General features: G+C 72.5%; 20 protein-coding genes and 1 pseudogene. 8 read left to right on the top strand and 13 right to left on the bottom strand.

All coding sequences use genetic code 11. The features are described from left to right. Positions 1 to 296 precede the first annotated feature (296 nt). Positions 297 to 947: a DNA-3-methyladenine glycosylase gene (locus ABZ945_RS24280; protein ID WP_361273166.1), complete on the bottom strand. Its 651-nt coding sequence runs from the start codon at positions 945 to 947 to the stop codon at positions 297 to 299. Positions 948 to 1,207: 260 nt separating this feature from the next. Here ABZ945_RS24280 and ABZ945_RS24275 point away from each other — a divergent pair, with 260 nt between their 5' ends. The 3 genes from ABZ945_RS24275 to ABZ945_RS24265 all read left to right on the top strand — a co-directional run bounded on the left by ABZ945_RS24275 (position 1,208) and on the right by ABZ945_RS24265 (position 3,365). Beyond that, positions 1,208 to 1,990, top strand: coding sequence for a sporulation protein (locus tag ABZ945_RS24275; protein WP_361273163.1), 783 nt, complete (start codon positions 1,208 to 1,210; stop codon positions 1,988 to 1,990). Between the two features lie 91 nt (positions 1,991 to 2,081). Next, entirely contained in the window at positions 2,082 to 2,621 is a 540-nt protein-coding gene (locus ABZ945_RS24270; RefSeq protein ID WP_361273160.1) for a YbhB/YbcL family Raf kinase inhibitor-like protein, read from the top strand. Positions 2,622 to 2,813: 192 nt separating this feature from the next. Beyond that, positions 2,814 to 3,365 (top strand): HNH endonuclease, encoded by a 552-nt coding sequence (locus ABZ945_RS24265; protein ID WP_361273158.1) that lies wholly within the window; start codon positions 2,814 to 2,816, stop codon positions 3,363 to 3,365. 197 nt (positions 3,366 to 3,562) lie between these two features. Here ABZ945_RS24265 and ABZ945_RS24260 read toward each other — a convergent pair whose 3' ends face one another. From ABZ945_RS24260 to ABZ945_RS24245, 4 genes are all read right to left on the bottom strand, one after another. Continuing rightward, positions 3,563 to 4,330 carry a sulfite exporter TauE/SafE family protein gene (locus ABZ945_RS24260; protein WP_361273156.1) on the bottom strand — a complete coding sequence of 256 codons (768 nt, stop codon included), beginning with the start codon at positions 4,328 to 4,330 and terminating at the stop codon, positions 3,563 to 3,565. 175 nt (positions 4,331 to 4,505) lie between these two features. Next, positions 4,506 to 5,477, bottom strand: a complete 972-nt coding sequence (locus tag ABZ945_RS24255; RefSeq protein WP_361273153.1) for an SPFH domain-containing protein — start codon at positions 5,475 to 5,477, stop codon at positions 4,506 to 4,508. 190 nt (positions 5,478 to 5,667) lie between these two features. Then, entirely contained in the window at positions 5,668 to 6,096 is a 429-nt protein-coding gene (locus tag ABZ945_RS24250; RefSeq protein WP_361273151.1) for an NfeD family protein, read from the bottom strand. Between the two features lie 103 nt (positions 6,097 to 6,199). Next, positions 6,200 to 6,991, bottom strand: coding sequence for an ABC transporter ATP-binding protein (locus ABZ945_RS24245; protein ID WP_361273148.1), 792 nt, complete (start codon positions 6,989 to 6,991; stop codon positions 6,200 to 6,202). A 192-nt stretch (positions 6,992 to 7,183) separates the two neighbouring features. Here ABZ945_RS24245 and ABZ945_RS24240 point away from each other — a divergent pair, with 192 nt between their 5' ends. Continuing rightward, entirely contained in the window at positions 7,184 to 7,993 is an 810-nt protein-coding gene (locus ABZ945_RS24240) for a hypothetical protein (protein ID WP_361273146.1), read from the top strand. Between the two features lie 916 nt (positions 7,994 to 8,909). Here the strand turns inward: ABZ945_RS24240 and ABZ945_RS24235 are convergent. From ABZ945_RS24235 to ABZ945_RS24225, 3 genes are all read right to left on the bottom strand, one after another. Then, a complete protein-coding gene (locus ABZ945_RS24235; RefSeq protein ID WP_361273143.1) occupies positions 8,910 to 9,155 on the bottom strand; it encodes a chaplin in 246 nt (81 codons plus the stop codon). 124 nt (positions 9,156 to 9,279) lie between these two features. Further along, positions 9,280 to 9,927: a response regulator transcription factor gene (locus ABZ945_RS24230; protein ID WP_361273140.1), complete on the bottom strand. Its 648-nt coding sequence runs from the start codon at positions 9,925 to 9,927 to the stop codon at positions 9,280 to 9,282. Next, complete coding sequence (locus ABZ945_RS24225) at positions 9,920 to 11,071, bottom strand: GAF domain-containing sensor histidine kinase (protein ID WP_361273137.1); 1,152 nt, start codon at positions 11,069 to 11,071, stop codon at positions 9,920 to 9,922. The genes ABZ945_RS24230 and ABZ945_RS24225 overlap by 8 nt, the downstream gene beginning before the upstream one ends. Positions 11,072 to 11,335: 264 nt before the next feature. Here ABZ945_RS24225 and ABZ945_RS24220 point away from each other — a divergent pair, with 264 nt between their 5' ends. From ABZ945_RS24220 to ABZ945_RS24210, 3 genes are all read left to right on the top strand, one after another. Further along, on the top strand, positions 11,336 to 12,079 hold the full coding sequence (locus ABZ945_RS24220) for an SDR family oxidoreductase (protein ID WP_361273134.1): 744 nt from the start codon (positions 11,336 to 11,338) through the stop codon (positions 12,077 to 12,079). Between the two features lie 95 nt (positions 12,080 to 12,174). Continuing rightward, positions 12,175 to 13,257, top strand: a complete 1,083-nt coding sequence (locus ABZ945_RS24215) for an S-adenosylmethionine:tRNA ribosyltransferase-isomerase (RefSeq protein ID WP_361273174.1) — start codon at positions 12,175 to 12,177, stop codon at positions 13,255 to 13,257. A gap of 306 nt (positions 13,258 to 13,563) precedes the next feature. Further along, positions 13,564 to 14,292: a transglycosylase SLT domain-containing protein gene (locus ABZ945_RS24210; protein ID WP_361273132.1), complete on the top strand. Its 729-nt coding sequence runs from the start codon at positions 13,564 to 13,566 to the stop codon at positions 14,290 to 14,292. A 213-nt stretch (positions 14,293 to 14,505) separates the two neighbouring features. Here the strand turns inward: ABZ945_RS24210 and ABZ945_RS24205 are convergent, their stop codons facing one another. Beyond that, positions 14,506 to 17,106, bottom strand: a complete 2,601-nt coding sequence (locus ABZ945_RS24205; RefSeq protein WP_361273130.1) for an FHA domain-containing protein — start codon at positions 17,104 to 17,106, stop codon at positions 14,506 to 14,508. A gap of 367 nt (positions 17,107 to 17,473) precedes the next feature. Between ABZ945_RS24205 and serB the strand changes: the two genes are divergently transcribed. Continuing rightward, the gene (gene serB, locus ABZ945_RS24200) at positions 17,474 to 18,757 is read left to right on the top strand and encodes a phosphoserine phosphatase SerB (RefSeq protein ID WP_361273128.1); all 1,284 of its coding nucleotides are present in this window, start codon (positions 17,474 to 17,476) and stop codon (positions 18,755 to 18,757) included. A gap of 221 nt (positions 18,758 to 18,978) precedes the next feature. Here serB and ABZ945_RS24195 read toward each other — a convergent pair. From ABZ945_RS24195 to ABZ945_RS24180, 4 genes and pseudogenes are all read right to left on the bottom strand, one after another. Beyond that, positions 18,979 to 19,321, bottom strand: a pseudogene (locus ABZ945_RS24195) (alpha/beta hydrolase); the annotation flags it as partial. Between the two features lie 545 nt (positions 19,322 to 19,866). After that, the gene (locus ABZ945_RS24190; RefSeq protein ID WP_361273127.1) at positions 19,867 to 20,385 is read right to left on the bottom strand and encodes a histidine phosphatase family protein; all 519 of its coding nucleotides are present in this window, start codon (positions 20,383 to 20,385) and stop codon (positions 19,867 to 19,869) included. A gap of 52 nt (positions 20,386 to 20,437) precedes the next feature. After that, entirely contained in the window at positions 20,438 to 20,644 is a 207-nt protein-coding gene (locus tag ABZ945_RS24185; RefSeq protein ID WP_361273124.1) for a hypothetical protein, read from the bottom strand. A gap of 216 nt (positions 20,645 to 20,860) precedes the next feature. Beyond that, positions 20,861 to 20,983 carry an SGM_5486 family transporter-associated protein gene (locus tag ABZ945_RS24180; protein WP_361273122.1) on the bottom strand — a complete coding sequence of 41 codons (123 nt, stop codon included), beginning with the start codon at positions 20,981 to 20,983 and terminating at the stop codon, positions 20,861 to 20,863. Between the last annotated feature and the right edge of the window lie 12 nt (positions 20,984 to 20,995).

The following is a 20,995-nucleotide window of genomic DNA, read 5'->3' as shown; positions in this document are numbered from 1 at the left end:
TTCTTGTCTCCAACCTTACCAGATCCTTTTTCCGTTCCGTTTCCGGTCTGGAATTTCGTTTCCGGTGGCCGTTGGAGGGCCTTTGCCTTTCGGCGTGTCCACTACGTTAGACCATTTCCCCTGCCGATTCATAATCGAGTCGGCGTGACCGGAATCCGCGCATGACGGAAGCCGCCCTCAAGAGAGGTGGTAGATCGCTGTGGTGGGTTTTGCCGCCCCAGGGGTGCACGAACGGCACGCCCTGCTCTTGCGGCTTGGTCGACATTAGGCGGTCGCGCCCGCCAAGTCAAGCCCTGTCAAGACCTCCGTCGACGCGGAGCGTGCGCCCGGTAGGGGCTGACCGTGGAGTCGCCGTCGATCCAGAAGCGCCAGGGGTGGGCCGCGCCCTCCCCGCCGACCCCGGTGCGCGGGCCACTGCTCACCTGGTCAACCGGTACGGGAGCACCGGTGAGGACAGTAAGGGGAGAGTCCGGGCCGGCGCAGGTGTCGGTGCCGTCGAGGGTGCGGTCCACGTCCAGTGCGGTGGCCAGACGGGCCGGGCCTTTGGCCAGTTCCTTGTCCGACCGGGCCGAAACCCGTCGCTTACGCGCGAGCTCCTGGCCGACGCGTACCTCTCCGGCACGGAGGAGGACACCGCTCGCCCGGTCCTCGGGGCCGCAGACCAGGTTCAGGCAGTGCCACATCCCGTACGTGAAGTAGACGTAGGCGTGGCCGGGCGGGCCGAACATGACGGCGTTGCGGGCGGTCCGGCCCCGGTAGGCGTGCGAGCCGGGGTCGTCCTCGCCCGCGTACGCCTCCACCTCGGTGAGCCTCAGTTCGATGGGGCCGTCGTCGGTCATGCGCACCAGGGTGCGGCCGAGCAGGTCGGGGGCGACCTCCAGGACGGGGCGGTCGAAGAAGTCCCGCGGCAGCGGCGTACGGTCGGGGCGGTCCGAGCTCTCGATCATGGCGTCCGAGCGTAGTCGTACGGATCCGGTGTCCGCCCGGGTGCTTCGGTGCTCGTGCGGGTGCCGTGCTCCCCGGCGGGGAACCGGACGGGGGGCCGGCGCGTATGCCCGTATACAAGGGGCCTAAGAAGGACTCGTGATACCTCGCGGGTGCGAGGGACCTGAGAAGGACCGGGGACGATGTCCGACGTACGACGGACCCGGTCAGTGGAGACTGGGCTGCCGGACCGAAGGGGTCCGGAGACCGAGAGGGAGTGGACATGGCGTTCAGGAAGCTGCTTGCGAGCCTGGGAGCCGGTGGCGCGTCGGTGGAGACGGTGCTGACCGAGTCGAACGTGGTGCCCGGTGGTGTGGTCCAGGGCGAGGTGCGGATCCAGGGCGGCTCGGTGGACCAGCGGATCGAGGCGCTGTCCGTCGGTCTGCAGGCCCGGGTCGAGGTCGAGGGCGGCGACCAGGAGGTGAAGCAGGACATCGAGTTCGCCAAGGTGCGGCTCGGCGGGGCCTTCGAGCTCCAGGCCGGCGCGGTGCATGTGGTGCCGTTCGGGCTGGACATCCCGTGGGAGACCCCGGTCACCGCCGTCGCCGGGCAGCAGCTGCGCGGTATGGACATCGGGGTGCGCACCGAGCTGGAGATCGCGCGGGCGGTGGACTCGGGTGACCTCGACCCGATCACCGTGCACCCGCTGCCGGCGCAGCAGGCGATCCTGGACGCCTTCATCCAGCTGGGCTTCCGCTTCAAGAGCGCGGACATGGAGCGGGGCCACATCCGCGGTACGCGGCAGCGGCTGCCGTTCTACCAGGAGATCGAGTTCTCGGCACCGCAGCAGTACCGGGGGCTGAACGAGGTGGAGGTGACGTTCGTCGCCGACGGGCGCGAGATGGACGTCATCCTGGAGATGGACAAGAAGCCGGGGCTGTTCAGCGAGGGCAGCGACTCCTACCGGGCGTTCCAGGTGGGGCTGAACGACTTCGCGGGCACGGACTGGGTGGCGTATCTGAACCAGTGGCTCGCCGATGTCGGCGGTCGTCGCAACTGGTTCTGATCCCCGCCGCCCCGGGGTACCCGGGGCCCGGACGCCGGTCCGGCCGGTCCGGCCGGACCGGTGAGCAGTCGATCGATACGGAGGTTCACACGTGGCCGAGGGACAGCGGGCTCCGCTTCCTCATGACTTCCATCCGCCGGTGCCGTCGTTCACCGTGGTGAGCGATGACATGAAGCATGGAGGCGTGCTGGCGGACGCTCAGGTGCAGGTCGGCGGGAACACCTCGCCGCATCTGCGCTGGGAGGGCTTTCCGGCGGAGACCAAGAGCTTCGCCGTGACCTGCTTCGACCCGGACGCGCCGACGGGCAGCGGCTTCTGGCACTGGGTGCTGTTCGACATCCCGGCGTCGGTGACGGAGCTTCCGGCCGGCGCGGGCGGGGACGAGTTCGAGGACCTGCCGGAGGACGCGGTGCACGCGCGCAACGACTACGGGTTCACGAATTTCGGCGGGGCCGCGCCGCCGCCGGGCGATCCGGCGCACCGGTATGTGTTCACGGTGTACGCGGTGGACACCGAGAAGCTCGGTACGGACGCTGAGTCGACGCCGGCGGCGGTCGGGTTCCATCTGCGTTTCCACGCCCTGGCGCGGGCGCAGCTGGTGGCCGAGTACGGGGCTCCCGCGAAGGGCTGATCCCGGTCCGTCGTTCTCCCGTTGTTTGCCCGCTCCTGGTCTTGGAGAGATCAGGAGCGGGCAAATTTCTTTTCCCAGCGTCGCCGGGAGGCCGGGGACCGGGGCGGATATTGCGTTGTCCTCGCCCCGGGGCCCGGCCAGAGTTGGTCCAAGCCCGCCGGGGGGCGGGCCGGCACACGGGAGGTGGGCAGGTTGCGGGACACTCTGGTACTCAACGCGAGCTTCGAGCCGCTGTCGACGGTGACGCTGAACCGTGCGGTGGTGCTGGTACTGACGGACAAGGCCGTGGTGGAGCAGGAGCACCCGAGGCTGCGGATGCGCGCGGCCGCGGTGGAGCTTCCGGTGCCCCGGGTGATCAGGCTCTGCCGGTACGTACGGGTGCCGTTCCGAAGACAGGCCCCGTGGTCGAGACGGGGGGTGCTGGTGCGCGACCAGCACCGGTGCGCGTACTGCGGGCGGCGCGCGACGACGGTGGACCACGTGGTGCCGCGGGCGCAGGGCGGCGGGGACACCTGGCTGAACACAGTGGCGTCCTGCGCTGAGGACAACCACCGCAAGGCGGACCGGACTCCGGAGCAGGCGGGGATGCCGCTGCTGCACCAGCCGTTCGTGCCGTCGCCCGCGGAGGCGATGCTGCTGGGGCTGCGGACGGGTGAGCGGTCGCAGTTGCCGGAGTGGCTGACGCCGGGCGGTGTGGTGCCGGTCGCGGGCGCCGGTGGGGTGGCGGCGACGGCCGCGGCCTGAGCTCGGGACGGGAACGGGGGTGCCGGTTGGGCAGGGGGCGGGTACCCCCTGCCGCCGGGCGTCAACGGGTCGGCTCACCCCACCGGGTGGCCGTGCACACGGTAAGGAGGGCGAGGGCGGCGAGGTAGGTGAGGCTGCCGAAGGTGGCGGCGTTCCCCAGGGCTCCGAGCAGCAGGGTCGGCGCCAGTGCGGCGGGTTCAGCGCAGGAGGAGCTGGACGATGGCCAGGGTTCCGACGATGAGGATGACGATCCGCAGCACGGTCGGCGGAAGGCGGCGGCCGGCCTTGGCGCCGATCTGGCCGCCGATGGTGGAGCCGACGGCGATGAGCAGGACGGCCGTCCAGTCGAAGTGGGCGACGAAGAGGAAGAAGAGCGCGGCGATGGAGTTGACGATGGCCGCGAGGACGTTCTTCACCGCGTTGAGCCGCTGAATGGTGTCGTTGAGCAGCATGCCCATCAGGGAGAGGTAGATGATCCCCTGGGCGGCGGTGAAGTAGCCGCCGTAGACGCTGGCGAGCAGGAGCGCGACGAAGAGCAGCGGCCCGCCGGTCGGGCTGGTCTCGGTGTTCTCGCGTTCGCGGCGGCGCTGGACGGCGCGGGAGATCCGGGGTTGCAGGATCACCAGGACGAGGGCGAGGGCGACGAGGACGGGGACGATCGTCTCGAACGCGGTGGACGGCAGCAGCAGGAGCAGGATCGCGCCGCACAGTCCGCCGATGGCGGCGGCGATCCCCAGGCGCAGGATCCGGCGGCGCTGGCCGGTGAGTTCGGCCCGGTAGCCGATGGCTCCGCTGATGGAGCCGGGGATGAGCCCGAGGGCGTTGGAGACGGTGGCGGTGACCGGGGGCAGTCCGGTGGCCAGGAGCACCGGGAAGGTGATCAGTGTGCCGGAGCCGACGATGGTGTTGATGGTGCCGGCGCCGACGCCCGCGGCGAAGACGGCGAGCATCTCCCAGATCGTCACGGTGTGCCCTTCGTTCGGTGCCGGGTCCGGCGAGAAGCCGGGCCGGCGCTGATCGGTGCGCTGGTCGGTGCCTGGTACGGCGTGAGGCGGTCGGCGCGGTGCGTCGCGGCGGTGGGCCGCGGGCGCCGTACCGGCCGCCTCCTCAGGGACCGATCATGCACGAAGGGCGGGTGGGTCAGTCGACCGGGGGCTCCTCGCGGCGCTGGGCGGGCGGGGCGGCCTTGCCGCCGCCGCTGGTGCCGCCGGGCCCGCCGGGGTTGAAGCCGGCGGCCCCGTTGCCGAGGTTGCCGAAGGCGCCGGAGAGGCCCTTGAGGGCGTCGCCGATCTCGCTGGGCACGATCCAGAGCTTGTTGGCGTCGCCCTCGGCGATCTTCGGGAGCATCTGGAGGTACTGGTAGGAGAGCAGCTTCTGGTCGGCGTCGCCGGCGTGGATGGCCTCGAAGACGGTGCGGACGGCCTGGGCCTCGCCCTCGGCGCGCAGGGCGGCGGCCTTGGCCTCGCCCTCGGCGCGGAGGATGGCGGACTGCTTCTCGCCCTCGGCGGTGAGGATCTGGGACTGGCGGATGCCCTCGGCGGTGAGGATGGCGGCGCGCTTGTCGCGGTCGGCGCGCATCTGCTTCTCCATCGAGTCCTGGATGGAGGTGGGGGGCTCGATGGCCTTGAGCTCGACGCGGTTGACGCGGATGCCCCACTTGCCGGTGGCCTCGTCCAGGACACCGCGCAGAGCGGCGTTGATCTCCTCGCGGGAGGTGAGGGTCCGCTCCAGGTCCATGCCGCCGATGATGTTGCGCAGGGTGGTGACGGTGAGCTGCTCGATGGCCTGGATATAGCTGGCGACCTCGTAGGTCGCGGCGCGGGCGTCGGTCACCTGGTAGTAGATGACAGTGTCGATGTTGACGACCAGGTTGTCCTGGGTGATGACCGGCTGCGGCGGGAAGGGGACGACCTGTTCGCGCAGGTCGATCCGGTTGCGGATGGAGTCGATGAACGGGACGACGATGTTCAGGCCCGCGTTGAGGGTGCGGGTGTAGCGGCCGAAGCGCTCCACGATGGCGGCGCTGGCCTGTGGAATGACCTGGATGGTCTTGATCAGGGCGATGAAGACAAGCACCACCAGGATGACCAGGACGATGATGACTGATGGCATCGTGCTCCCCGTGCCCCTTTGCTGCCGATTGCCGGTTGCTGCCGGTTGGCTCTGAGCTCTTCTCCGAGCTCCGCTCCGAACTCTTCTTGATCGAGATCGAGTTTCGCAGATGCGCGGGCGTGCGTGTGCCGGTTCGGCTCAAGGGCCTTGCGCCGAGGCCGGTGTGGCGGGCCGTCATCCACCGGCATCGTCACATGACGACGGCGGTCGCCCCGTCGATCTCGGCCACATCGACCTTGTGGCCCGGTTCGAAGACCGCGTCGGCGTCGAGGGCGCGGGCCGACCAGACCTCGCCGGCGAGCTTGATGCGACCGCCTGCGCCGTCGACCCGTTCCAGTACGACGGCCTGGCGGCCCTTCAGGGCGTCCACTCCGCTGGCGTGCTGGGGGCGGCCGTCGCGGTGGCGGGCGGCGATGGGGCGGACCACCGCGATGAGCGCCACGGAGACCAGCACGAACACCAGCACCTGCGCGACGACGCCGAAGCCGAGGGCCGCGGTGACGGCTCCGGCTATCGCGCCGACGGAAAACATCCCGAACTCCGGCATCGCGGTCATGACGAGGGGGATGCCGAGCCCCACCGCGCCGATCAGCCACCAGACCCATGCGTCGATGTCCACCTGGTCATGGTAGGTCGCGGGAGTGCGCGCCGACAGGGCGCGGCGGACTCCCGCCACCGTACGACGCTCGGTCAACCGGCCCCGTACGCGGGCGGGTTCGCGGTCAGGAGAGCGGGAGGCCCTGGGCGGTGTACCGGTCGCCGACGTGCTCGACCACCAGCGGCAGCCCGAAGCAGAGGGAGAGGTTGCGCGAGCTCAGCTCCATCTCCATGGGACCGGCCGCGAGCACCTTGCCCTGGCGGATCATCAGCACATGGGTGAAGCCCGGGGGGATCTCCTCGACATGGTGGGTGACCATGATCATGGAGGGGGCGTACGGATCGCGGGCGAGCCGCCCGAGGCGGCGCACCAGGTCCTCGCGGCCGCCGAGGTCCAGGCCGGCGGCCGGCTCGTCCAGGAGCAGCAGCTCGGGGTCGGTCATCATGGCCCGGGCGATGAGGGTGCGCTTGCGCTCGCCCTCGGAGAGGGTACCGAAGCGCCGCTCCAGGTACTCCGTCATCCCGAGCCGGTCGAGGAACGCGCGGGCGCGGTCCTCGTCCACGGCGTCGTAGTCCTCGTTCCACGTGGCCGTCATGCCGTACGCGGCGGTCAGCACGGTCTCCAGGACGGTCTGGCGCTTGGGGAGCTTCTCGGCCATCGCGATCCCGGCCATGCCGATGCGGGGGCGGAGGTCGAAGACGTCGACCCGGCCGAGCCGCTCACCGAGGATGGTGGCGTCGCCGCGGCTGGGGAAGAGGTAGCTGGAGGCGATGTTGAGGAGGGTGGTCTTGCCCGCTCCGTTGGGGCCGAGGATCACCCAGCGCTCGCCCTCCTTGACCGACCAGGAGACGTCGTCCACCAGAGCGCGTCCGTCGCGGACCACGGATACGTCCACCAGCTCCAGCACATCGCTCATGAGTGCGTTGTCTCCCCTGTCCTGTCGGGTCTCTCGTCCACGCGGTGCGCGTCCGTGGACGCGGTGCACGTCCGGGTACGTGGCGTCCAGGGAAAACCTACGCCACCGGTGGAGGGCGCCGGGCGCGAGGGCCGGATCCGGCCACCGGTTCCGGCCGTCCGAACCGGCGGCGGGTGGTCCTAGGCTGGGGGAATGCTCTCGGAACCACGCTCAGGACGGTTGGCCGCATGGGGGAACGCCCTGCTGGCAGGTCTGGTGTCGCCGGACGACGCGGTGCTCGCGGTCGTCGGGGACGACGCGGTGCACCGGGTGGAGGGGCTGCCGGGTGAGTCCTCCCCGGTCGGGCTGACGCTGGCGCTGGGCCGGCTGCGGGCCCTCGGGGTCTCCGGGTGGCGGGTGGCGCTGCCCGCGCCCGGGCATCCGCTGGGGCTCAGCGGCCCGCCGGAGTTCAATGCGCGGGCCCTGGAGGCCGAGGAGGCGGTGGTGGGCACCGGCGCACCGTTCGGTCTGGTGCCCGAGGTGTACGAGGCGGGTCCCGGCGGGGCGGCGCACGCCGAGGACGTCCATGTGGAGGTGGTCTGGCACTGCCTGCCCGTACGGGAGGCCCCGCCGGCGGACGTGCCCTCGCTCGGCGAGGCGGAACGCGAACTGGCGGAGGCGCTGCGGGAGGCGACGGTGGTGCTGACGAAGCTGGACGTGGCGGCCTCCGGTCCGGTCGCGGAGGCGGCGATCGACGCGTACCGCGCGCGGGCGGCGGCGGGCAGGGAGCTGCTGGCCCCGGGGTATCCGCCGCGGGCGGTACGGGTGCTGGAGCTGGCCCAGCGGGTGGGGCTGATGGTCTCGCTGGCGTACGAGCCCTTGCGGGGTGCGGGCGGGGCGGTGAGCGCGTCGGAGATGGCGGCGCGTGCGGAGGCGCTGCGCCCGGTGGAGCGGGTGGCCCGGCGGGCGCGGGTGGCGGCCTTCAACGCGTGGGTGGAGGAGCGGGAACGCGAGCGCGGCTGACGGGGGCGGCTGGCGCCGCCGTTGACCGGTCTGCCCGGTGGCCTCGCTGACGCGGTTGGGTCTGCTCCGGATCCGTCCGGTGGCGGTTTGCGGGCCCGGTGGGTGTGCACTCTGCCCGGTGGGTGGGGGGCGGGGCACTCCGGGCTCACGTGCTCGCCGCTCGCGCTCACCGTCAGACGTCACACGCACCGTTCGACTTACGCTCGTCGGCTGCGCGCGCGACCCTGCGTACCCCACCCACTGTCCGGAGGGCGAGTGCACCCCCGGTGGCACGACTGCCCGGCCATAGGCCGGGACACAGCCTGGGCAGCGATACGAGCCCCAGGCTCGAAAGGGGCCCCATCCGGTTGTACGGGCTCGATGGGTTCCGTATCAACCGCCGGGCGATGGCGTCCGACCAGTGCGGGCCCTCGGCCCGGGAGACTGGCCACCGCGGTGGGGACAGCGGCCCCACCGGTCGGGTGGGTCCGTGCGAGCGGTACGGGCCCCTCGGCCCGGCAGGGCCCCGGGCGGTACGGGGCAGGGGCCCGGCGTGGCCGTATCAACCGCCGGGCGGTGCCGTCCAACCGATCCGGGCCCTTGGCCCGGGGAGGGGTCATCAGCCACGGCGAAACGGGTCAGTCGGCCGCCGGTCGGGTGGGGGTACGCAGGGTCGCGCGCGCTGGGGGCACCCCCTGGACGAAGTCCTTGGGGGACGGCCGAGCGTAATGAGGCGGTGCCCTTGAGCGTCGAACGGTGAGCGCGAGCCGCGAGCACGTGAGCCCGGAGTGCCCACGCCCCCACCCACCGGAGAGCGGACCCGACCGCCGGGCCTGCGAGAGGCCACCGGACCGAAACCGGAACAGACCCAACCGCGTCAGCGAGGCCACCGGGCAGCGGTCAGGCCCGAACACCGGCGGCGCAAGCCGCCCACGCCTTAGTGGTTGAGGGCCACGTTGCCGAAGGCCGGGTTCAGGAGGCCGATGACGTTGACGCTGTTGCCGCTGATGTTCACCGGGACGTGGACCGGGGCCTGGACGAGGTTGCCGGAGGCGACGCCCGGGGAGCCGATGGCGGTGCCGTGGGCGTGGGCGCCGTCGGTGGCGGACGCGGCGCCGGCGGTGGCGGCGACCAGGCCGCCGGCGAGCAGGGTGAGGGCGGCGGCCTTCTTGAGGTTCTGCACGGGGGTTCCTCCGTTGGTCGGGGTGCGGTGATCACCGCACCGGGGCACTGAACAACGGCGGAGGGCTCCTTGGGTTGCGCCGAGTGGGTGACATACACCCGACGGTATGAATGTCGGGTCGGGCTTAACCGGACAAGCCGTGGCGTACGGCCCACAGCGCGGCCTGGGTGCGGTCGGCGAGGTCGAGCTTCATCAGGATGTTCGAGACGTGGGTCTTGACCGTCTTCTCGGAGAGGACCAGGGCCCGGGCGATCTCGCGGTTGGAGCGGCCGTCGGCGATCAGGCCGAGAACCTCCCGTTCGCGTTCGGTGAGGGTGCCGCCGCGGCCGGTGCCCGCGCCGCCCACCTCGTCGTGGGAGAGCAGGGCGCCGGCGACCTCGGACTGGAGGAGGACGTGCCCGGCGTGCACGGAGCGGATGGCGCCGGCGAGTGCCTCGGGGTCCACGTCCTTGTAGACGTACCCGGAGGCGCCGGCGCGTAGGGCGGGGACGACGGTGCGCTGCTCGGTGAAGCTGGTGACGATCAGCACGCGGGCGGGGTTGTCCCGCTCGCGGAGGGTGCGCAGGGCCTCGACGCCGTCCATCCCGGGCATCTTGACGTCCATCAGGACCACGTCGGGCCGCAGCTCCTCGGTGAGGGCGACGCCCTCGGCGCCGTCAGCGGCCTCGCCGACGACCTCGATGTCGTCCTGGACCTCCAGGAAGGTGCGCAGTCCGCGGCGGACCACCTGGTGGTCGTCGACCAGCAGGACGCGGATGGTCTTGTCAGCCACCGGGGACCTCCATCTCGATCGTGGTGCCCTTGCCGGGCGTGGAGCGCACGGTGAGCGTGCCGCCGACGCCGCCGGCCCGGTCGCGCATGGAGACCAGGCCGAGGTGGCGGCCGGCCCGGCGGACCGTCCGGGGCTCGAAGCCCTTGCCGTCGTCGGTGACACTGAGCACCGCGCCCTGGCCGCGGCGGGCCAGGGAGACGGCGACCTTGCCGGCGCCGGAGTGGCGCAGCGCGTTGTGCAGGGCTTCCTGGGCGACCCGCAGCAGGGCCTCCTCCTGGGTGGCGGGCAGGGCGCGCACCCCGCAGCTGTCGAAGGTCACCCGGGCGGTGTGGGCGCGGTCGAGAACCTGTATCTGGGTGCGCAGGGTGTGGACCAGGCCGTCCTCGTCGAGCGCGGCGGGGCGCAGCTCGACCACGGCGGCGCGCAGCTCGTCGGCGGCCTCGGCGGCGAGTGCGGCGACCTGCTGGAGCTCCCCCTTGGCGCGGGCCGGGTCGCGGTCGACCAGCGCGGCGGCGGCCTGCGCGGTGAGCCGGAGGGAGAAGAGCTTCTGGCTGACGGCGTCGTGCAGCTCGTGGGCGAGGCGGGAGCGCTCCTCGGCGATGGTGAGCTCGCGGCTGCGCTCGTGCAGGCGGGCGTTGGTCAGGGCGATGGCGGCGTGCTGGGCGAGGATGCCGAGCAGTTCCTCGTCCTCGGCGGTGAAGCCGCAGCGGCCCTCCTCGGGGGCCGGGCAGTGCTTGTTGGCGAGGAAGAGGGCGCCGATGGTCTCCTCGCCGTCCCGGATCGGCATGCCGAGGAAGTCGGTCAGCTCGGGGTGGGCCGAGGGCCAGCCCTCGAAGCGCGGGTCCTTGCGGACGTCGGCCAGCCGCTCGGGCCGGGCGTCCTGGAGCATCGCCGCGAGGACGCCGTGCTGGCGCGGCAGCGGTCCGATCGCCTTCCACTGCTGCTCGCTGACGCCGTCCACCACGAACTGGGCGAAGCCCCCGTGGTCGTCGGGGACGCCCAGTGCCGCGTACTCGGCGTCGAGCAGCTCCCGGGCGGAGGCGGTGATCGTCTTGAGGACGTCCCGCACCTCCAGGTGGCGGCTCATGGCCAGCAGCGCGGTACTGACGGCGGCGAGGCCGGTACGGGGTGGTCGATCGGTCATGAGTTCACGTTACCCGGGGTCGGTGACCGTCCGTATCGGGCTGTGGACGGCCGGGGGGTGGGTCGCTCGGCCTAGGCCGAAGTCCCCTCCCGGCCCGGTCCCGGCGGACGAGGCGGGCGGGGGTGGCGGGCGCGGACGCTGAGGGGGTCGGGCCCCGGAGGAGTGGGGCCGGCCCTCCCGGGAGGGTTCGGGAGGGAGGAGGACGGATGGAGACCGCCTTGGGTTCTGCCGGGGCGGGAGAAGAGAGGAAAGGGGACGAGGGCGATGGCAGTGGCGATCGTGACGGGGGCGTCGAAGGGCCTGGGACGGGCGCTGGCCGAGGGGCTGGCCCGGGCGGGGTGGGATCTGGTGCTGGACGCCAGGACCGCCCCCGTACTGGAGGAGAGCGCGCGGCGGGTGCGGGCGCACGGGACGCGGATGGTGGCGGTGCCGGGGGATGTGACGGACGCCGCGCACCGGGCGGAGCTGGTGGCGGCCGCCCGGGGACTGGGCGGGGTGGATCTGCTGGTGCACAACGCGAGCGCGCTGGGGGCGGAGCCGCTGGTGCGGCTGGCCGAGCTGCCGGTGGCGGGGCTGCGGACGGCGCTGGAGGTGAACACGGTGGCGGCCCTGGGCCTGGTGCAGGAGGCGCTGCCGCTGCTGCGGGCGAGTGCGGTGGGGGCGGTGGTCGCGGTCAGTTCGGACGCGGCGGCGGAGCCGTACGAGACCTGGGGCGGTTACGGGGCGTCCAAGGCGGCGCTCGACCATCTGGCGGCGGTGCTGGCGGTGGAGGAGCCGGGGCTGCGGGTGTGGGCGGTGGATCCGGGCGACATGGCGACGGACCTGTACGCGGCCGCGGTGCCGGAGGACGTCTCCGGGCGGCCGAGCCCGGAGACGGTGGCCCCGGCCTTCCTGCGGCTGGTGGCCGAGCGTCCGCCGAGCGGGCGGTACACCGCGGCGACGCTGCTGGAGAGCGAGAGGGAGAGGGAGACGGAGAGCGAGAAGGAGAAGGAGGGGGAGGAGGCGTGAGGACCGGTGGAGGTGTGCGGGCCGGGTGCGGGGTGGCCGGGGAGCGGGGGCTTGCGGACGGGGCCGGTCCCGCCGCGGGGGAAGGCGAGGGGCCGGTGTCGGCGGCGCCGCCGGCGGAGCTGTCGGCCCGGGTGCCCGCGGAGGTACGGGGCGCCGGGCGGGATGACGTACGGCTGATGGTGTCGCGGGGGCGGGCGGTGTCGCACCACGCCTTCCGTGAGCTGCCGGGGCTGCTGCGCCCCGGGGACGTCCTGGTGGTGAACACCTCGGCGACGCTGCCGGCCGCGGTGACCGGGCGGCTGGGGGCGGACGGGGCCGGGGAGGCGGTGGTGGTCCACTTCTCGACCCGGGGGGACGACGGCCGCTGGGCGGTGGAGCTGCGGGAGCCGGACGGCCGGGGCAGCACCCGGCCGGGCCCGGCGGTCCGGGAGGGCGCGGTGGTGCGGCTGCCCGGTGGGGCGCGGCTGGTGGTGGCGGAGCCGCTGGTTCCGGGGTCGGGGCGGCTGCGGTGGGTGTCGGTGATCTGCGAAGGGGGCTCGGGCCGGGAGCGGCCGGGGGTGGCGGGGCTGCTGGAGCGGTACGGGCGGCCGATCCGCTACGGGTACACCGAGCGGGACCAGCCCCTGGCCGCGTACCAGACGGTCTTCGCCCGGCCGGAGCCGGACGGGGCCGGGTCGGCGGAGATGCCGAGCGCGGCGCGGCCCTTCACGGCGCCGCTGGTGGCGGAGCTGGTGGGCCGGGGGGTGTGGTTCGCGGCGCTGACGCTGCACACGGGGGTGGCGTCGGCGGAGGCCCATGAGCCGCCGTATCCGGAGCGGTACGAGGTGCCGGCGGCCACCGCCCGGCTGGTGAACGCGGCCCGGGCGGGTGGCGGGCGGATCGTGGCGGTGGGGACGACGGCGGTACGGGCACTGGAGTCGGCGACCGGGCCGGACGGCACCGTACGGGCCGCGCGGGGTTGGACGGATCTGGTGGTGACGCCCCGGCGCGGGGTGCGGGCGGTGGACGGGCTGCTGACCGGGCTGCACGAGCCCGAGGCCTCGCATCTGCTGATGCTGGAGGCGGTCGCCGGGCGGGCGGCGCTGAGGGTCGCGTACGCCGAGGCGCTGGGCCGTCGCTACCTCTGGCACGAGTTCGGCGACGTGCACCTCATCCTGGAGGAGGAAATGCCTTACTGAGCGCATTGCCAGTGCAACAATCGGTGAAATCGCGAGGGGCCCGATGTGAGCCCGCGCATAGGGCCTACATCACTTACGAACGGGAGTAGTGGAAAGATAAGTCCGAAATGAGTGCTGGTCGAACGAGTAGGTAGTGGGGCTGATCGGACATCTCGGTCCCCACTGATCCACTAGGCGGCTTCGTACGTCACACCTTTGCCACCCGATTTTGCGGCCGCTAACAATTGCAGCCGTTGCCCGCCGAGCAGGCGCAGCGCCGCTCCCGGCCGAAGGCGACACTCCGCGAACTCGAAGAGGTACGACTGCATGTCCGCCAGCACGCGCAACGGCTTCAGCCGTCTCAAGAAGAACCACAAGCTTTCCCTCGCCGGCGTCGCCACGCTCAGCGCCGCCGCGATCGGCTTCACCGTCATCCCCGGCACCGCCGCCTCTGCGCAGACCGAGCCGCAGAACGTTGCCGCCGCCCCCGCCGCCGCGACCGTCGCGTCGCTGGGCAAGACCGAGGGCACCCCGCTCCACCTGGGCCTGTCCCAGCAGCAGACCACCATCGAGCTGAAGGCCAAGGCGGACGCCGCCGCGGCCAAGGCGAAGGCGCAGACCGCCGCCCAGGTGAAGGCCGCCTCGGCCGCCAAGGCCAAGGCCGAGGCCGCCGCGAAGGAGCGCGCCGCCGTCAAGGCCGCCGCCAGCCGCGCCGCCGCCCGCAAGCCGGTCTTCGCCAACAACCTGGACGGCTGGATCAAGGAGGCGCTCTCCATCATGAAGAAGGAGGGCATCCCCGGCACCTACGAGGGCATCCACCGCAACATCATCCGTGAGTCCAGCGGTAACCCGAAGGCGATCAACAACTGGGACATCAACGCCCAGAACGGCGTGCCGTCCATCGGCCTGCTGCAGATCATCAAGCCGACCTTCGACACCTACCACGTCGACGGCACCAAGAAGAGCCAGTGGGACCCGGTGGCGAACATCGTCGCCTCCTGCAACTACGCGGCCGACCGCTACGGCTCCATGGACAACGTCGACAGCGCCTACTGATCCGACCGGATCGGTACGCGTGGGCGCGCGGCCCTGACCGGGCCGCGTACCCCCGTTGAGATTTCCGGCGCGCGACCCCGCCGGAACAGGCTCCCGGCGGCCGTGCGCGCCGGAGCACACTTCCGGTGTGGGACCGCCGGAACGCGGGAAGGGCGGCACCCCTCGCGGGTGCCGCCCTTCCCGTGCCCGCCTCCCGAGGGGAGACTCAGCGGGTCACTTGCGCATGACCTCCGGCTCGTGGCGGCGCAGCAGCCGCGCCACGACGATCCCGCACAGCACGCCGAGGGCGAGCAGGATGCCCATGTCGAAGACCCACACCCCGAGCTCGTGGTCCCACAGCGGGTCGGTGTCGGTGGGGTCGTCCTGGTTGGGGAAGAGGACGTTCAGCTGGGCGGTGGCGCCGGCCGCGGCGACCGCCCAGCGGGACGGCATCAGGTAGGACAGCTCGTTGACGCCCACCTGGCCGTGCAGGGTGAACAGGCAGCCGGTGAAGACGACCTGGATGATCGCGAACATCACCAGCAGCGGCATGGTCTTCTCGGCGGTCTTCACCAGCGAGGAGATGATCAGGCCGAACATCATCGCGGTGAAGCCCAGCGCCATGATCGGCAGGGTCAGCTCCAGCAGGACCAGCGAGGAGCCGAAGATCAGCCCCTCGTCGGGGAGGTCGCGCAGACCGAAGCCGATACCGCCGATGATCGCGCCCTGGAGCACGGTGATCATTCCGAGGACGATCACCTTGGACATCAGATAGGCGGAGCGGGACAGGCCGGTGGCCCGTTCCCGTTCGTAGATGACCCGTTCCTTGATCAGTTCTCGTACGGAGTTGGCCGCGCCGGCGAAGCAGGCGCCCACCGCCAGGATCAGCAGGATGACCGCCGCACTGCCGTTAGGGCCGCGCGGGCCGGGCCGCAGCCCGAAGTCGGAGCTGACCAGCACGGAGACCGTGCCCAGCACCGCCGGCAGGATCACCATCAGGGCCATGAAGCCCTTGTCGGAGGCGATCACCGACAGATAGCGCCGGATCAGCGTCAGCAGCTGGGCGCCCCAGCCCTGCGGCTTGGGCGGCCGCATCGCCTGCGCGGACGGCATCTGCACGGACTGCGGGGCCTGGCTGTCGATGTCCGCCGCGTACAGCTGGTAGTGCTGCGAACCCTTCCAGCGGCCCGCCCAGTCGTAGTCGCGGTAGTTCTCGAACGCCGAGAAGACGTCCGCCCAGGACTCGTAGCCGAAGAAGTTCAGCGCCTCCTCCGGCGGGCCGAAGTAGGCCACCGAACCGCCGGGCGCCATGACCAGCAGCTTGTCGCAGAGCGCCAGCTCGGCGACGGAGTGGGTGACCACCAGGACCGTGCGGCCGTCGTCGGCGAGCCCGCGCAGCAGCTGCATCACATCGCGGTCCATGCCCGGGTCCAGCCCGGAGGTGGGCTCGTCCAGGAAGATCAGCGACGGCTTGGTCAGCAGCTCCAGGGCGACCGAGACACGCTTGCGCTGGCCGCCGGAGAGCGCGGTGATCTTCTTGTTCTTGTGGATGTCGAGCTTGAGCTCGCGCAGCACCTCGTCGATCCGGGCCTCGCGCTCCTGCGCGGTGGTGTCGGCGGGGAAGCGCAGCTTGGCCGCGTACTTCAGCGCCGTCCGGACGGTCAGCTCCTTGTGCAGGATGTCGTCCTGCGGCACCAGCCCGATGCGCTGGCGCAGCTCGGCGAACTGCTTGTAGAGGTTGCGGTTGTCGTAGAGGACATCGCCCTCGTTGGCCGGGCGGTAGCCGGTGAGCGCCTTCAGCAGCGTGGACTTGCCGGAGCCGGACGGGCCGATGACCGCGACCAGCGACTTCTCCGGTACGCCGAAGGAGACGTCCCGCAGGATCTGCTTGCCGCCGTCGACGGTGACGGTGAGGTGGCGGGCCGAGAAGGAGACCTCGCCGGTGTCGACGAACTCCTCCAGCCGGTCCCCGACCAGCCGGAACGTCGAGTGGCCGACGCCGACGATGTCGCCCGCGCCGATCAGCGCGGTGCCGGACTTGGCGAGCGGCTGGCCGTTGACGTAGGTGCCGTTGTGGGAGCCCAGGTCGCGGATCTCGAAGCGGCCGTCGGGGGTGGCGTGGAACTCGGCGTGGTGGCGGGAGACCTGGAGGTCGGAGACGACCAGGTCGTTCTCCAGCGCACGGCCGATCCGCATCACCCGGCCGAGCGCCACCTGGTGGAAGGTGGTGGGGCTGCGGTCGCCGTAGGCCGGCCCGCCGGCGCCCTGGCCGGGGCCCGGCTGGGCGGGGGCCTTGCTCACCTGGGGCGGGACCTGCCCCTGCGCCGGGGGCCGCTGCCAGTCGGAGGACGCCGGCGCCTGCGGCGGGACCCCGGCCCCGGCCTGCGCGGGCGCGGCCTGGGCGTGCGGCGCCTGGGCGTGCGGGGCGGCGGCCTGCTGCTGCCAGTGCGGCTGCTGCGCCGGGGCCTCCGGCGCGTGCGACTGCGACTGCGGCTGCTGCGCCTGCGGGGTCGCGGCGCCCGCGTACGCCCCGGTGCCGGCACCGGCCGGGCTCACGGTGAGCCGGGGGCCGTCGGTGGCGTTGCCCAGGTGCACGGGCGAGCCCGGACCCAGCTCCGCCTGCGCCACCCGCTGGCCCTGCGCGTAGGTGCCGTTGGTCGAGCCGTGGTCGGAGATGACCCAACCCCGGCCGCTCCAGGTGAGGGTGGCGTGCCGCCACGAGACCCTGGCGTCGTCGATCACCACGTCGCCCTGCGGGTCGCGTCCCAGGGTGTACGACCTGGACGGATCGAGGGCCCAGGTCCTTCCGTTCAGTTCCAGTACGAGTTCCGGCACTCCATGCCCCACTAGTCGTCCCCCGAATGTCTCCCCCCTGAGGGAGGCTGGGGATGGTGAACATCCGGGGGAACTATTTCAGGCCCGGTCCCCTATTCGAAAGTCGGGCGATGCGGGGGCCGGTTCGCGGCCGTGGGGCGGCGGCGCGGAGTGCACGCCTGGTGCGGCCTCTTCTGCGGGTGCTTGTCCGGGTTCCGGCGCGGGCTCAGGGGCAGGCTCCGATGAGGGTTCTTGCACCGGCTCCGGTCCGGGTTCGGGACTGGCCACCCGGGCGGGCCGGCGCATCGGCCACCCGGCTGTCCTGCGCTGTCCGGTACGCGGGATGCGGAATCGCCCGGGCGCGGGGGCCGGATACGGTGGGAGGACCATGAGCGCTTCGCAGACCTCCGAGGTCCCCGCCGACGTCCCCACCCTTCTCGTCAAGATCTTCGGGAAGGACCGGCCCGGGATCACCGCCGGGCTCTTCGACACCCTGGCCGCCTACTCCCTCGACGTGGTCGACATCGAGCAGGTGGTCACCCGTGGCCGGATCGTGCTGTGCGCGCTGGTCACCGCGCCGGCCGCGGGCGGCGAGGGCGGGCTGCGGGCCACCGTGCACAGCTGGGCCGAGTCGCTCGGACTCCAGGCGGAGATCATCTCCGGCCGGGGCGACAACCGGCCGCGCGGGATGGGCCGCTCCCATGTGACCGTCCTGGGCAACCCGCTGACCTCCGAGAAGACGGCGGCCATAGCGTCCGCGATCACCGCGACCGGCGGCAATATCGACCGTATCTTCCGGCTCGCCAAGTACCCGGTGACGGCGGTGGAGTTCGCGGTGTCGGGCGCGGACACCGGGCTGCTCCGCACCACGCTCGCCACCCAGTCGCACGAGATCGGGGTGGACATCGCGGTGGTGGCGTCCGGGTTGCAGCGCAGGGCGCAGCGGCTGGTCGTCATGGACGTGGACTCGACGCTCATCCAGGACGAGGTGATCGAGCTCTTCGCGGCGCACGCCGGCTGCGAGGCGGAGGTCGCCGAGGTGACCGAGCGGGCGATGCGCGGGGAGTTGGACTTCGAGCAGTCGCTGCACGCGCGGGTGGCGCTGCTGGCCGGGCTGGACGCCTCGGTGGTGGAGAAGGTACGGGCGGAGGTGCGGCTGACGCCGGGCGCCCGCACCCTGATCCGCACCCTGAAGCGGCTGGGCTACCAGGTGGGGGTGGTCTCGGGCGGGTTCACCCAGGTCACCGATGACCTGAGGGGGCGTCTGGGGTTGGACTTCGCCTCCGCCAACACGCTGGAGATCGTGGACGGGAAGCTGACCGGGCGGGTGGTCGGCGAGGTGGTGGACCGGGCGGGCAAGGCCCGGCTGCTGCGGCGGTTCGCCGCCGAGGCGGGGGTGCCGCTGGCCCAGACGGTGGCGATCGGCGACGGTGCCAACGACCTGGACATGCTCAACGCGGCCGGCCTCGGCGTGGCCTTCAACGCCAAGCCCGTGGTCCGCCGCGCCGCCCACGCCGCGGTCAATGTGCCGTTCCTGGACACGGTGCTGTATCTGCTCGGCATCACTCGCGAGGAGGTCGAATCCGCGGACGCGGAGGCCGGGGACGGGGACGGGGACGACGGGTATGGGGACGACGGGTACGGGGACGCGGAGGACGGGGCGCGGGGGTAGGGGCGCGCCCCGGCCGGAAGCGGTACGGGGCGGGGGATGCCGGCGGGGCGCGGGGGACGTGGGCGCGTGGCCGCTCAGGTCAGCGGCACCCTGGCCCGGGGTGGGGCGGGGATCGACGGCGGTCGCGGGCGGGTGGGCTGCCGCCCGACCGCTCTGTCGGGCTCAGGTTCGGCTCATGGGCCCACGGCTCTGGTGCCGTATCAGGCCGCGGGCGGCGGGGGTCAGCCGAGGTGCCGGGCGAAGAACCGCAACGTGCTGTCCGGACTCGAATGCCGGGGTCTCCCCGTGCTTGCCGAGGTTGGCATGCAGCGTCTTCTCCGCCGAGGCCAAGGCGTCAAACCGTGCCCAGCTCTGCGCCCGCGGCACCCGCTCGTCGTCCCACTGCATCAGGAACTCCACCGGGACGGTGATCGCCGCGGCGTCCTCGGCGGAGGCCAGTGCCCCGCCCAAGCCCAGTACCGCCGCGCGGATTCGTGGTTCGGTGGCGACGAACGGAACGCCGAGTCCGCACCCCGACGAGACTTCCCAGTAGCCCACCGGACCAGCGCCGACGTCGTCGAGCCGGATCCGGGTGGGGATGCCGGCAGGGCGAGCCTGGCCTGATGCGGCACGAGGCAGCGAGCGCGACAGATGTGGCGTAGGCCCGTCCGGCCTGGCCGCGGTGGCGGGCGATCCGCTCGGCCGAGTCCGAGACGGTCACCGAAGGGCCGACGGCAAGGGCAAGGGATGGTGGGCCGACACCCGGCGGTCGAGGCGGTCGCCGAAGGGCCGGCGAGGGGGGACGGGCAGGCCGACGTACGGCGGCCCTCTCCTCGCGTATGCCGCCGGGGCGGGGGGCCGATGGATACGGAGGAAGCCGGCGCAATCAGCCGAGGCCACGGCGGCAGGGGCCGACCGGGCACGTCGGCCCGGGCCGGAAGCCGACCCGGTGGGCCGAGGCCCGGCAGCGGTGGGCCGAGCCCGGCGGCCTTGTCGGCGGGCGTCGCCGGGGCGGGTGCGAGCGGCCTGGTGGGCGGCGCGTAGGCCCACACCCGTCCAAGCCATCCGGGCCGGGGCGGCGCGCGGACTCACGCTCGGGCCACCCCGGGCGCCGATCCTTCCGGGGCGCCTCAGGCGTTCGGGGTCCAGTAGTCGGTGAGGGTGCCGACGCCGATCTCCAGGGACTTCCAGGGGGCGGTGAAGGAGACCACGGCGAAGGCGGCGGTCGGGAAGCCGCCGCGGTTCATCCGGCTCCTGGTGTCGCCCTCGGCGCCGCCGGAGAGTGCCTCGGCGACGGCGTGCATGCCGGGGTTGTGGCCGATGACCAGCAGGTCGCGGACGTCCTCGGGGGTCTCGTTGAGCAGCGCGATGATCTCGCCGGCGGAGGCCTCGTACAGCCGCTCCTCGTAGACGGTCCGAGGCCGGTCGGACAGCTCCTGTACGGCGAGCTTCCAGGTCTCCCGGGTCCGGGTCGCGGTGGAGCACAGGGCCAGGCCGAAGGGGATGCCGGTCTCGGCGAGCCGGCGGCCGGCGACCGGAGCGTCCTTGCGGCCGCGCTCGGCGAGCGGCCGCTCGTGGTCGGACACCTGGGGCCAGTCGGCCTTGGCATGCCGGAGGAGCACGATCCTGCGGGCTGTGTCGGCGCTCATGTCTCCCAGCTTCGCATGAAACCCGCCGGTGGGCGTGGGGTGTTGGCCGCGGTCAGGGCGTGAGGGTCTGCTGTATCCGCTGGAGAACCCGGCCGACCTCGGCGTCACCGCGGGCCGTGGGCGCACCGTGGCCGGCGGTCATCAGGGCGAGCAGGGCCGTGAAGACGAGGACCGGGAGGGCGGCCGCCCACCAGGGCAGCCGGGTGCCGGGGGCGGTGGGGGGCGCGGGGGAAACGCCCTGGTGGGTGTGGGCCGACATGGCGCCTCCGTGGTCCGGTCCGTGGCTGTGGAGATCGCCGGGCGACGCCAGGTGTCGGACGTCTTCCGGTGATCTCCACGCTACGGAGCCGGTGCCCCCGTTCCCATCCGGCAGACCACCTACTTCACCCTGAGGCCCGCCCCCTAGTGGATGGTGGGGTTATCCCCCGCAACCAGGAGGCCTCAGGCCGTTGGCCTCGGGGGACCTCAGGGGACCTCAGGGGGAGACGATGGTGGCGATGATGCCGATCACCGTGCCGATGGCGAGCATCGCGCCGAAGACGAGGAGGAGCTTCTTCTGGCCGTTCTGCGGGTTCGGGTCGAGCACAGGCTGCTGCATGCGCCCAGTCTC

Source organism: Streptomyces sp. NPDC046887 (genome assembly GCF_040644755.1).
GTDB lineage: Bacteria > Actinomycetota > Actinomycetes > Streptomycetales > Streptomycetaceae > Streptomyces > Streptomyces lichenis.
The sequence above is the reverse complement of the archived record's forward strand: the minus strand, read 5'-3'. Positions and strand labels throughout refer to the sequence as shown.